This is a genomic window from Pseudomonas sp. ZL2 (genome assembly GCF_054788455.1).
Genome location: NZ_JBGOGX010000019.1, coordinates 1 through 12519, shown reverse-complemented (window position 1 = coordinate 12519; position 12519 = coordinate 1). Strand labels below are relative to the sequence as shown.

Annotated in this window: 10 protein-coding genes; all 10 read left to right on the top strand. The window is 63.8% G+C overall.

The window, feature by feature from the left end; all coding sequences use genetic code 11:
* Window positions 1-49 precede the first annotated feature (49 nt).
* The 10 genes from tssA (at window position 50) to ABM562_RS14775 (ending at window position 12362) form a co-directional block, all read left to right on the top strand.
* A complete protein-coding gene (gene tssA / locus ABM562_RS14820) occupies window positions 50-1090 on the top strand; it encodes a type VI secretion system protein TssA (protein ID WP_346617749.1) in 1041 nt (346 codons plus the stop codon).
* Window positions 1091-1185: 95 nt separating this feature from the next.
* Window positions 1186-1701 (top strand): type VI secretion system contractile sheath small subunit, encoded by a 516-nt coding sequence (tssB, locus tag ABM562_RS14815; RefSeq protein ID WP_115084881.1) that lies wholly within the window; start codon window positions 1186-1188, stop codon window positions 1699-1701.
* 15 nt (window positions 1702-1716) lie between these two features.
* Window positions 1717-3210: a type VI secretion system contractile sheath large subunit gene (gene tssC, locus ABM562_RS14810; RefSeq protein WP_115084880.1), complete on the top strand. Its 1494-nt coding sequence runs from the start codon at window positions 1717-1719 to the stop codon at window positions 3208-3210.
* 81 nt (window positions 3211-3291) lie between these two features.
* A complete protein-coding gene (locus tag ABM562_RS14805; protein WP_115084879.1) occupies window positions 3292-3780 on the top strand; it encodes an Hcp family type VI secretion system effector in 489 nt (162 codons plus the stop codon).
* A 106-nt stretch (window positions 3781-3886) separates the two neighbouring features.
* Window positions 3887-4402, top strand: a complete 516-nt coding sequence (gene tssE / locus ABM562_RS14800; protein WP_115084878.1) for a type VI secretion system baseplate subunit TssE — start codon at window positions 3887-3889, stop codon at window positions 4400-4402.
* Complete coding sequence (gene tssF, locus ABM562_RS14795; RefSeq protein WP_233674102.1) at window positions 4399-6258, top strand: type VI secretion system baseplate subunit TssF; 1860 nt, start codon at window positions 4399-4401, stop codon at window positions 6256-6258. Before tssE ends, tssF begins: the two co-directional genes overlap by 4 nt.
* On the top strand, window positions 6222-7274 hold the full coding sequence (tssG, locus tag ABM562_RS14790; RefSeq protein ID WP_134064813.1) for a type VI secretion system baseplate subunit TssG: 1053 nt from the start codon (window positions 6222-6224) through the stop codon (window positions 7272-7274). The genes tssF and tssG overlap by 37 nt, the downstream gene beginning before the upstream one ends.
* A complete protein-coding gene (gene tssH / locus ABM562_RS14785) occupies window positions 7267-9945 on the top strand; it encodes a type VI secretion system ATPase TssH (protein WP_134064815.1) in 2679 nt (892 codons plus the stop codon). Before tssG ends, tssH begins: the two co-directional genes overlap by 8 nt.
* A 23-nt stretch (window positions 9946-9968) precedes the next feature.
* Window positions 9969-11912, top strand: coding sequence for a type VI secretion system Vgr family protein (locus tag ABM562_RS14780; protein ID WP_115084874.1), 1944 nt, complete (start codon window positions 9969-9971; stop codon window positions 11910-11912).
* Between the two features lie 15 nt (window positions 11913-11927).
* Window positions 11928-12362: a DcrB-related protein gene (locus ABM562_RS14775; protein ID WP_115084873.1), complete on the top strand. Its 435-nt coding sequence runs from the start codon at window positions 11928-11930 to the stop codon at window positions 12360-12362.
* Window positions 12363-12519: the final 157 nt, after the last annotated feature.

Sequence of the window (12519 nt, the reverse complement as noted above, 5' to 3'; positions counted from 1 at the left end):
GCGCACATTAGCTACCCCCACCACGGGACGATACGGAGATCGATATCTGGTGAACTCAGCGCATTTGCTCGCTGCCGTTTCGGAGAACTTTCCTTGCGGCGACGACCTTGAATACGACCCGGACTTCCTGCAATTGGAGCGTGATGCCCAAGGTAAGCCCGAACGTGTCATGGGCGATGCCATCCAGCCTGCCGAACCGCCCCAATGGCGGCAGATCGAACAGTCCTGCACCGCCCTGCTGCAACGCAGCAAAGACCTTCGCGTCACTCATTTCCTGTTGCAAAGTGCCCTGGCCTTGCATGGCATTGCCGGCCTTGCCAGCACCCTGCAACTGATCAACGACCTGTTGCGCCAGTATTGGCCGCACGTGCACCCGCAACTCGACGCCGATGACGACAATGACCCGACGGTGCGCATCAACGCCCTCGCCGGTCTGGTCTGCGAGACCAACATCGCCCTGCTGCGCGAAAGCCTTCTGACCCGCTCCCGTGCTTTCGGCCCGGTCAGCCTGCGCGCGGCCCTGCACGCCAGCGGCCTGCAGCACTTTGCCAGCGAGACACTCAATGCCGACGAGCTCGGCGGTGCCCTGCGCGACAGTGATGCCGAGCAACTGCAGGCCACCCACGAGGCGTTGCAGCAGGCCCGCGAAGCCACCGAGGCAATCGAGCAGTACGTCAACGAGCAGGTCGGGTCGGCCAGCGGGGTTGATCTCAGCGCCCTGAAACAGCCGCTGCGCCAGGCCGCGCAAATCCTCGCCGAACATGCGCCAGCAAGCGAGCAAGCCGCCAACGACACCAGCGAAGTCAGCGAAGTCAGCACCGCAGCCGACAGCCCGGCGTCTCTTGCCAGCGCGACTCCTGCAGCCCCCGTTGCCCGTGCCTCGGCCGATATCGCCAGCCGCGACGAGGTGCTGCGCAGCCTCGACCGAATTCTCAAGTACTACGCCCGTCACGAGCCCTCGAGCCCGCTGCCGGTGCTGTTGAACCGCGCGAAAAATCTGGTGAATGCCGATTTTGCCGCGATCGTCCGCGACCTGATCCCGGATGGGCTGTCGCAATTCGAAACCCTGCGCGGGCCTGAGACCGACTGAGGCCTGCGGGCCAGACCCTACGCACATATGCAACACCGTTACCGGCAACGATCGATGACGCCAATACCGTCGCACCTGCGACCAGGAGGAACAACGTGGCGAACCCCAGTTCTCAGAAATTCATTGCGCGCAATCGCGCGCCGCGGGTGCAGATCGAGTATGACGTCGAGCTCTACGGCGCCGAAAAGAAGGTCCAGTTGCCTTTCGTCATGGGCGTCATGGCCGACCTCGCGGGCAAGCCTGCCGAGCCGCTGGCGCCGGTGGCCGAACGCAAGTTCCTGGAAGTCGACGTCGACAACTTCGACTCGCGCCTCAAGGCCATGCAACCACGGGTAGCCTTCCATGTACCCAACGAGCTGACCGGCGAAGGCAACCTGAGCCTGGATATCACCTTCGAAAGCATGGACGACTTCAGCCCTGCCGCCGTGGCGCGCAAGGTCGATTCGCTGAACCAGCTGCTCGAAGCGCGGACCCAGCTGGCCAACCTGCTGACCTACATGGACGGCAAGACCGGCGCCGAAGAAATCATCATGAAAGCCATCAAGGATCCGGCCCTGCTCCAGGCCTTGGCCAGTGCGCCAAAGCCCCAGGACCCCGAGCCGAACGCTTAATCAGGACATAGCCTCATGACCGATCCGATGCGTGATACCCAGGCCCAGCCAGCGGCCACCGAGCAAGCCAGCGAGTTCGCCTCGCTGTTGCTGCAAGAATTCAAACCCAAGACCGAGCGCGCTCGCGAAGCCGTCGAAACTGCGGTACGCACCCTGGCCGAACAGGCCCTGGCGCAAACCGACCTGGTGTCCAATGACGCGATCAAGTCGATCGAATCGATCATTGCCGCCATCGACGCCAAGCTCACTGCCCAGGTCAACCAGGTCATCCACCACCCCGAGTTCCAGAAGCTGGAAAGCGCCTGGCGTGGCTTGCACTACCTGGTCAACAACACCGAGAGCGACGAGCAGCTGAAAATCCGCGTGCTCAACATCTCCAAGCCCGACCTGCACAAGACCCTGAAGAAATTCAAGGGCACGGCCTGGGACCAGAGCCCGCTGTTCAAGAAGATGTACGAAGAGGAATACGGCCAGTTCGGCGGCGAGCCATATGGCTGCCTGGTCGGCGATTACTACTTCGACCAGTCGCCACCGGACGTCGAGCTGCTCGGCGAGCTGTCCAAGGTTTGTGCCGCCATGCACTCGCCGTTCATTGCTGCGGCCTCGCCGACCGTGATGGGCATGGGCTCGTGGCAGGAACTGTCGAACCCGCGCGACCTGACCAAGATCTTCACCACCCCGGAGTACGCTGGCTGGCGTTCGCTGCGTGAATCGGAAGACTCGCGCTACATCGGCCTGACCATGCCGCGTTTCCTCGCGCGCCTGCCGTATGGCGCCAAGACCGACCCGGTGGAAGCCTTCGCCTTCGAAGAAGACACCGACGGTGCCGACAGCACCAAGTACACCTGGGCCAACGCCGCCTACGCCATGGCGGTGAACATCAACCGCTCGTTCAAGTACTACGGCTGGTGCTCGCGGATTCGCGGTGTCGAGTCCGGCGGTGAAGTGCAGAACCTGCCCGCGCACACCTTCCCCACCGATGACGGTGGCGTGGACATGAAGTGCCCGACCGAGATCGCCATCTCCGATCGCCGTGAAGCGGAACTGGCGAAGAACGGTTTCATGCCGCTGCTGCACAAGAAGAACACCGACTTCGCTGCTTTCATCGGCGCCCAGTCGCTGCAAAAGCCTGCCGAGTATGACGACCCGGACGCTACCGCCAACGCCAACCTGGCTGCGCGCCTGCCGTACCTGTTCGCCACCTGTCGCTTCGCCCATTACCTGAAGTGCATCGTGCGCGACAAGATCGGCTCGTTCAAAGAGAAGGACGAGATGCAGCGCTGGCTGCAGGACTGGATTCTCAACTACGTCGATGGCGACCCGGCCCACTCCACCGAAACCACCAAGGCCCAGCATCCGCTGGCGGCGGCCGAAGTGGTGGTCGAAGAAGTCGAAGGCAACCCGGGTTACTACAACTCGCGTTTCTACCTGCGCCCGCACTACCAGCTCGAAGGGCTGACCGTGTCGCTACGTCTGGTATCGAAGTTGCCATCGGCCAAGGGCGCCTGAGCCCTGGCTCGCTGAAGCGCCCCGCAAATGCGGGGCGTGCACTGAAAAACAATGTGGTAGAAGCCACACTCTGGAGACAACATGGCAGTTGATATTTTCATCAAGATCGGCGACATCAAGGGCGAGTCCATGGACAAGGCCCACAAGGACGAGATCGATGTGCTGAACTGGAGCTGGGGCATGGCCCAGTCCGGCAACATGCACATGGGCGGTGGCGGTGGCGCCGGCAAGGTCAACATCCAGGACCTGTCGCTGACCAAGTACGTCGACAAGTCCAGCCCTAACCTGATGATGCATTGCTCCAGCGGCAAGCACATCGACAAGGTCAAGCTGACCGTGCGCAAGGCCGGTGGCGAAAGCCAGGTTGAATACCTGGTCATCAACCTCGAAGAAGTGCTGATCAGCTCGCTGAGCACCGGCGGCTCGGGCGGCGATGACCGCCTGACCGAAAACGTCACCCTGAACTTCGGCAAGGTCACGGTCGATTACCAGCCGCAGAAAGCTGACGGCACCAAAGACGGCGGCCCGGTCAAGTACGGCTGGAACGTGCGCCAGAACGTCAAGATCTGATGCGTTTCGCCCTCTTCGCGGGGCAAGCCCGCTCCCACCTGGTAGGAGCGGGCTTGCCCCGCGATAAGGCCAACGCAATCTTGAATCCCACCACCGGAGCCGCCCCTTGGTAGCCGAAATCGCTGCACGTGACCGCCTGCAGCCTTCGCTGCTCGATCGTCTGACCGACGACGAGCCCGGCAACCTGCAAGAAGCCAACGACAAACGCGTGCTGTCGCTGAACCAGCTCAAGGCGTCAGTACTGCGCGATCTCACCTGGCTACTCAATACCACCTCACTGCTTGATGCTGGCGCCACGCTCAACACTGCGGCCGGCACCTCGGTGGTCAACTACGGCCTGCCGGCACTGGCCGGTAACAGCGCCTCGAACATTGATATCAGCGCTCTGGAGAGCATCATTTACCAGGCCATCGCCACCTTCGAACCGCGCATCCTGCGCAGCAGCCTGCGGGTTCGCGCCCAGGTCGCACCGGGGGAAATGAACAACAACGCCCTGAGTTTCGAGATCGAAGGCGACCTGTGGGCCCAGCCCGCGGCACTGCCGTTGCTGCTGCGCACAGACCTTGACCTGGAATCCGGGCATGTCCGGGTTGCCCCCGCCGAGCGCCGGAGACGTCCATGAACCCGCGCCTGCTCGAGCTGTACAACCAGGAACTGCAACACATCCGTGAAAGCGCGGCAGAATTCGCCAGGGAATACCCGAAGATCGCCGGGCGTCTGACCCTGTCCGGCATTGACTGCGCCGACCCCTATGTCGAGCGTCTGCTCGAAGGTTTTGCCTACCTGACCGCACGGGTACAACTCAAGCTCGATGCCGAGTACCCGACCTTCACCCACAACCTGCTGGAGATCGCCTACCCGCACTACCTGGCACCGACGCCGTCGATGGCCGTGGTGCAGATGCAGGCCGATCCTGACGAAGGATCGCTCAGTGCTGGTTTCACCCTGCCCCGTGGCAGCGTGCTGCGCGCCACCCTTGGCCGCAATTCGCAGACGCCCTGTGAATTTCGCAGTGCCCACCCGGTCACGCTGTGGCCGCTGCAGGTGGCCCAGGCCGAATACTTCGGCAATCCCGCAGCCAACCTCGGGCGCCTTGCCGCCAGTGAACCGAAAGCCCGCGCCGGGTTGCGCATTACCTTGCGTACCGGCGCCGAGCTGCCGTTCAACGCGCTCGACCTCAGCAGCCTGCCGCTGTACCTCAACGGCGCCGATGAACTGCCGTTTCGCCTTTATGAGCAGTTGCTGGGCAACGCCTGTGCGGTGTTCGCGCGCCAGCCCGGCAGCGACTGGGTCGAGCGCATTCCTGCCTCGGCCCTGCGCCCGTGCGGCTTCGATGACCGCGAGGCAGCCTTGCCGGTGGTCCCGCAGGCGTTCCAGGGTTACCGCCTGCTGCAGGAATACTTCGCTTTGCCGCAGCGTTTCCTGTTCGTCGAGTTCGCCGAGCTGAGTCGCGCGGTAAAACGTTGCGACGGGCAGGAGCTGGAGCTGATCGTGCTGTTCGAGCGCTACGACCAGACGCTGGAAGGCAGCGTCGGCGTCGAGCAGTTCGTGCCCTTCTGTACTCCGGCGATCAATCTGTTCCCGCGCCGTGTCGACCGGATCCACCTGAGCGACCGGGTCAACGAGCACCACGTGATCGCTGACCGCACCCGGCCGACGGATTTCGAGATCCACTCGCTGAGCAGTGTGACCGGTCACGGCACCGGCCCCGACCAGAGTTTCCTGCCGTTCTATGCCGTGCGCGATCCGTCGCGCTATGGCCGTGACCAGGCGTACTACATCGTGCGCCGCGAACCACGCATGCTTTCCAGCGAGCAGCGGCGCAACGGCACCCGCTCGACCTACATGGGCAGCGAGACCTTCATCAGCCTGGTCGATGGTCAGCAGGCGCCCTACCGCCATGACCTGCGCCAACTGGGCGTCAGCGCCCTGTGTACCAACCGCGATCTGCCGCTGTTCATGAACGTTGGCGATGGCCGCAGCGATTTCACGCTGGCCGACAGCGCGCCAGTGGCCGCCATTCGCTGCCTGGCCGGACCAAGCCGGCCGCGTGCCAGCCACGCCCATGACAACAAGGCCTGGCGCCTGATCAGCCAGCTGTCGCTGAACTACCTGTCGCTGACCGAACAGGGCCAGGGCGCAGCCGCTCTGCGCGAGCTGCTGCGCCTGTACGGCGACAGCCATGACGCCGCCCTGCAACTGCAGATCGACGGCCTGCGTGAGGTCAGCAGCAAGGCTTGCACGCGACGGCTGCCAATGCCCGGGCCGATCGTCTTTGGCCGTGGCCTGGAGATCACCCTGGAGTTCGATGAGAACGCCTTCCGCGGCACCGGGGTGTTCCTCCTCGGTGCAGTGTTCGAGCGTTTCCTGGCACGTTACGTGTCGATCAACAGCTTTACCGAGACGGTGCTCCGTACCACCGAACGCGGCGAGATCATGCGATGGAAAGCCAAGCCCGGACGCCGTCCGACCCTGTGAATATCCTCAGCGAGATGCAGGCCGAACCCTGGAACTACGATTTCTTCCAGGCCCTGCGCCGGCTTGAGTGCGAGTCGCCGCAGTTGCCACGCTTCGGCCATTCCCTGCGCCTGGCCGATGAGCCGGTTCGCCTTGGCCAGCAGCTCGATTGCGCTTTTGCGCCGGCAACCCTGGCATCGCTGACGCCTGCCACAGAGCAGGGCCCGGCGCGCCTGGAGCAGTTCTTCTTTGGCCTCGGCGGCCCCAACGGCCCCCTGCCCCTGCACCTGACCGAGTACATGCGCGAGCGCCAGCGCAACAACGCCGACAGCACCAGCAAGCGCTTTCTCGATGTGTTTCATCACCGCCTGCTGAGCCTGTTCTACCGGGCCTGGGCCGAGGCGCGGCCGACGGTCAGCCATGACCGCCCCGATGACGACTACTGGGCCGCGCGCCTGGCCGCCCTGAGCGGCCGCGGCACACCGGCGCTGCGCGACCAGGGCCCGTTGCCGGACACCGCCAAGCTGCACTACAGCGGCCATCTCGCCGCCCAGACCCGCTACCCGGATGGCCTGCGTGGCATTCTCGGGGCGTACTTCGGCGTGCCGGTGAGCATCGAGGAATATGTCGGTCAGTGGCTACAACTGCCGGAGCGCAGCCGCCTGGGTGCGAGCGCCAACCAGTTGGGCATGGATGTGTGCCTGGGCAGCCACGTCTGGGACCGCCAGCACAAGTTTCGCATCTGCCTGGGGCCGCTGAGCCTGGACCAGTACCTGTCACTGTTGCCCGATGGCAGTGCCTTTGGCGAGCTGGTGGCCTGGGTCGCCGAGCATCAGGGGCACGAGCTGGACTGGGACCTGAACCTGATCCTGCAGCAGGAGCAGATACCCGCCCTGCAACTCAACACCGGTCGACGCCTGGGTTTCGATACCTGGCTGGGCCGCCCGCAACACGATGCCAGGGATCTGACACTGGCTCGGTACTACGCCGAGCAGGCGACCGCATCGCAATCCACAAGGAGTCCGGAACATGGGTGAAATCAGCCGCGCCGCGCTGTTCGGCAAACTCAACAGCGTCGCTTACAAGGCCATCGAGGCCGCCACGGTGTTCTGCAAATTGCGGGGCAACCCTTATGTGGAACTGGCCCACTGGTTTCATCAACTGCTGCAACTGCAGGACTCGGACCTGCACCGCATCATCCGCCAGTTCAACCTTGAGCCCGCGCGCCTGGCCCGTGAGCTGACCGATGCCCTGGACCGCTTGCCCCGCGGCTCGACCTCGATCACCGATCTGTCTTCCCACGTCGAAGAAGCCGTCGAGCGTGGCTGGGTGTATGGCAGCCTGATGTTCGGCGAAAGCCAGGTGCGCACCGGCTACCTGGTGCTCGGTATCCTCAAGACCCCGAGCCTGCGCAATGCCTTGCTCGGCCTGTCGTCGGAGTTTGCCAAGATCAAGGTCGAAGCCCTCAGCGAACGTTTTGACGAGTATGTCGGTGATTCGCCGGAAAACGCCCTGAGCGCCAGCGACGGTTTCAATGCCGGCGCCGTGCCGGGCGAAGCCAGCGGTGCCATGGCCCCCAGCGCCCTGGGCAAACAGGAAGCGCTCAAGCGCTTTACCGTTGACCTCACCGAGCAGGCGCGCAGCGGCAAGCTCGACCCGATCGTCGGCCGTGATGAAGAGATCCGCCAACTGGTGGATATCCTCATGCGTCGCCGGCAGAACAACCCGATCCTCACCGGTGAAGCCGGTGTGGGCAAGACCGCAGTGGTCGAAGGCTTTGCCCTGCGTATCGTCGCCGGCGATGTCCCGCCTTCGCTCAAGGACGTCGAACTGCGCAGCCTGGATGTCGGCCTGCTGCAGGCCGGGGCGAGCATGAAGGGCGAGTTCGAGCAGCGCCTGCGCCAGGTCATCGAGGATGTTCAGGCCTCGCCGAAACCGATCATTCTGTTCATCGACGAAGCCCACACCCTGGTCGGTGCCGGTGGCGCGGCCGGTACCGGTGATGCCGCCAACCTGCTCAAGCCAGCCCTGGCCCGCGGCAGCCTGCGCACCGTGGCCGCCACCACCTGGGCCGAGTACAAGAAGCACATCGAGAAAGACCCGGCCCTGACCCGCCGCTTCCAGGTGGTGCAGGTCGCCGAGCCGAGCGAAGACAAGGCGCTGCTGATGATGCGCGGCGTGGCCTCGACCATGGAGCAGCACCACCAGGTGCAGATCCTCGATGAAGCCCTCGAAGCTTCGGTCAAGCTCTCCCACCGCTACATCCCGGCGCGCCAGTTGCCAGACAAGTCCGTCAGCCTGCTCGACACCGCCTGCGCCCGCGTCGCCATCAGCCTGCACGCGGTGCCGGCTGAAGTGGATGACAGCCGCCGGCGCATCGAGGCACTGGAAACCGAGCTGCAGATCATCGCCCGCGAACAGGCGATCGGTATCGCCATCGGCAACCGCCAGCAACAGTCTGAAACCTTGCTGGCTGCTGAGCGCGAGCGCCTGGCCGAACTGGAAAGCCGCTGGGCCGAAGAGAAAACCCTGGTCGACGAACTGCTGGCCACCCGTGCGCAACTGCGCGAAAACGTCGGAGTGGTCGACCGCGACACGGGCAGCGAACAGAGCCATGAGCTGCGCGAAAAACTCATCGACCTGCAACAACGCCTGAGCGACCTGCAAGGTGAAACCCCGCTGATTCTGCCGACCGTCGACTATCAGGCCGTGGCCTCGGTGGTTGCCGACTGGACCGGCATCCCGGTCGGGCGCATGGCCCGCAACGAGCTGGAAACCGTGCTCAAGCTCGATCAGCACCTGGCCAAGCGCATCATCGGCCAGGACCATGCCCTGCAGATGATCGCCAAGCGCATCCAGACCTCCCGCGCCGGCCTCGACAACCCCAACAAGCCGATTGGCGTGTTCATGCTCGCCGGCACCTCCGGGGTGGGCAAGACCGAAACCGCCCTGGCCCTCGCCGAAGCCATGTATGGCGGTGAGCAGAACGTCATCACCATCAACATGAGCGAGTTCCAGGAAGCCCATACCGTCTCGACCCTCAAGGGCGCCCCGCCCGGCTATGTCGGCTACGGCGAAGGTGGTGTGCTGACCGAGGCGGTGCGGCGCAAGCCCTACAGCGTGGTATTGCTGGATGAGGTGGAGAAGGCCCACCCGGACGTGCACGAGATCTTCTTCCAGGTGTTCGACAAAGGCGTGATGGAAGACGGCGAAGGCCGGGTGATCGACTTCAAGAACACCCTGATCCTGCTCACCACCAACGCCGGTACCGAGCTGATTTCCCAGGTGTGCAAGGACCCGCAGAACATCCCCGAACCGGAAGCGATCGCCACCGCACTGCGCCAACCGCTGCTGGAGATCTTCCCGCCAGCACTGCTCGGGCGTCTGGTGACCATCCCCTATTACCCGCTCAGCGACGAGATGCTCAAGGCCATCACCCGCCTGCAGCTCGAACGCATCCGCAAGCGCGTACAAGGCACCCACAAGGTCGCCTTCGACTACGACGACGAGGTGGTCGACCTGATCGTCTCGCGCTGCAGCGAGACTGAAAGCGGCGGACGGATGATCGACGCGATCCTGACCAACAGCCTGTTGCCGGACATGAGCCGCGAGTTCCTGACGCGCATGCTCGAAGGCAAGGCCCTGGCCGGGGTGCGCATCAGCTGCCACGCCAACGAGCTGCACTACCACTTCAGCGACGCGCCGTGATGGCGCGTTTGACGAGATAAACGATGCTATTCAAGCAATTCACCCGACTGGCGCAGATCAACAGCCCGCTGGGCCCGGATGCCCTGATCCTGGCGGAAATGGGTGGCGGCGAAGAGCTGGGGCGGCTGTTCGACTACGAGTTGCAGCTGACCTCGGACAACTCGTCCATCGACCTCAACCAGTTGCTGGGCAAGCCCATGAGCTTGAGCCTGCAACTGGACCTGGGCCGCTCGCGGTATTTTCACGGCATCGTGTCGCGTTGCAGCCAGAGCATCGACCGCGGCCAGTTCGCCAGTTACCGGGTGACCCTGCGGCCGTGGCTGTGGCTGCTGAGCAAGACCTCCGATTGCCGCATCTTCCAGAACCAGACCATCCCGCAGATCATCAAGCAGGTGTTTCGCGACCTGGGTTTTTCCGACTTCGAAGACAGTCTCAGCCGCCCCTACCGTGAGTGGGAATACTGCGTGCAGTACCGTGAGACCAGCTTCGACTTTGTCAGCCGGTTGATGGAACAGGAAGGTATCTACTACTACTTCCGCCACGAAAAGGACCGTCACGTGCTGGTGCTGGCCGATGCCTATGGCGCCCATCAGGTAGTGCCGGGCTACGAATCGGTGCCGTACTTTCCACCTGATGGCCAGCATCGCGAGCGCGACCACCTCAACGACTGGCATCTGGCCCAGGAGGTGCAATCCGGCTCGCTGGAGCTCAACGACTATGACTTCCAGCGCCCCAGCGCACGCATCGACGTGCGCTCGGAAATGCCGCGTCCGCACACCGCTGGCGATTACCCGCTATACGACTACCCCGGCACCTACGTGCAGAGCGAGGACGGCGAGCATTACGCCCGTACCCGCATCGAGGCCTTGCAAAGCCTGCACGAGCGCATCGAGCTGCGCGGCAACGCCCGGGGCCTGGCAGCGGGCAACCTGTTCAGCATGAGCGGGTTCAGCCGCCAGGACCAGAACCGCGAGTACCTGATCGTCGGCGCCCGCTACTACGTCGTCCAGGAGCGTCTGGAAACCGGTGCCGGTGGCGGCAACGCGCAGTTCGAAAGCAACCTCAGCTGCATCGATGCGCAGCAGAGCTTCCGCCCCCTGGCCAGCACCCTGCGCCCGCAGGTCAAGGGACCGCAGACCGCCATCGTGGTCGGTCCGGCCGGTGAAGAGATCTGGACCGACCAGTATGGCCGGGTCAAGGTGCACTTCTACTGGGACCGCCATGACCAGTCCAACGAGAACAGCTCGTGCTGGATCCGCGTGTCCCAGGCCTGGGCCGGCAAGAACTGGGGCTCGATGCAGATCCCGCGGATCGGCCAGGAAGTGATCGTCAGCTTTCTTGAAGGTGATCCGGACCGGCCGATCATCACTGGCCGGGTGTACAACGCCGAGCAGACCGTGCCCTACGACCTGCCGGCCAATGCCACTCAGAGCGGGATGAAAAGCCGTTCGAGCAAAGGTGGCACGCCAGCGAACTTCAACGAAATCCGCATGGAGGACAAGAAGGGCGCCGAGCAGCTGTACATCCATGCCGAGCGCAACCAGGACATCGAGGTCGAGAACGACGAGAGCCACTGGGTGGGCCACAACCGCAACAAGGTGGTGGACTTCAGCGAAGTGGCGACCATCGGCGAAGACCGTATTCGCGCGGTCAAGCGCGACGACATCCTGCTGGTGGGCTCGACCAAGACCGACAGCATCAGCCGCAGCTACCTGATCGAGGTCGGCGAGAACCTGCGCCTGGTGTGTGGCAAGAGTGTGCTCGAGCTCAACGCCAGCGGCCAGATCAACCTCACCGGCGTGCAGTTCAACCTCAACGCCGAAGGCAATGCCCAGTTCAACACCGGCGGCACCCTGGACCTGAACATCGGCGGCGCCCCCGGCGCCACTCCGGACGGGCAAGGCGTCAAAGGCACCATCGATGGCGCCGTGGAAGCGATCTTCCCCAAGCCCAAAGCCAGCCAATAAAGAGATTCCTGCGTCATGACTTATCGTCTCAACGAATTCCAGTTTGCCCTGCCCGATGTCGAGGTGCAGGACACCACCATCAATATCCTGCGCTTTGCCAAGCTCGGCACATCTTTGATCGTCAGCCGCAGCCTGCTGGCCGACGGCGAAACCCTGCAAAGCAACTTCGACGGTCAGCTTGAACGTCTGCAACAACAGGTCAAGGACCTGCGTTTTCAACCTGGCCAGGCCGTGCGCCTGGGCGCCGAGCAGTCGGTGGACGGCATCGAGCTGCGCAGCCAGTTCAGCAAGGGCAACGAAAAGGTCTATCAGTACCAGCTCGCCCTGGTGCTACCGGGCACTCGCAAGATGTTCGCCCTGAGCTACGTCAAAGCCCAACCGCTGGGCGATGCCGAGGCGGCGCACTGGGCGGCGATCAAGCAATCATTGAACTTCGACGCCCTGACCTGATGAGCACCCTGCATGTCTGACGCTCTTTGGGCCGCTCGTCAGGGCGACGCGCTGATGCACACCTCGATGATGGCCGACATCGTCAGCGGCGTGCTGGAAGTCGCCGCCAACGTCGCCATCGGCGTGCTGGCCACCGCGGCGGTGACGGCGGCGCTGG

Coding starts and splice junctions, on each gene's coding strand:
- tssC (WP_115084880.1), top strand. CDS start 1,717: ATGACCGATCCGATGCGTGATACCCAGGCCCAGCCAGCGGCCACCGAG.
- ABM562_RS14780 (WP_115084874.1), top strand. CDS start 9,969: ATGCTATTCAAGCAATTCACCCGACTGGCGCAGATCAACAGCCCGCTG.
- tssF (WP_233674102.1), top strand. CDS start 4,399: ATGAACCCGCGCCTGCTCGAGCTGTACAACCAGGAACTGCAACACATC.
- tssG (WP_134064813.1), top strand. CDS start 6,222: ATGGAAAGCCAAGCCCGGACGCCGTCCGACCCTGTGAATATCCTCAGC.
- tssH (WP_134064815.1), top strand. CDS start 7,267: ATGGGTGAAATCAGCCGCGCCGCGCTGTTCGGCAAACTCAACAGCGTC.
- ABM562_RS14775 (WP_115084873.1), top strand. CDS start 11,928: ATGACTTATCGTCTCAACGAATTCCAGTTTGCCCTGCCCGATGTCGAG.
- ABM562_RS14805 (WP_115084879.1), top strand. CDS start 3,292: ATGGCAGTTGATATTTTCATCAAGATCGGCGACATCAAGGGCGAGTCC.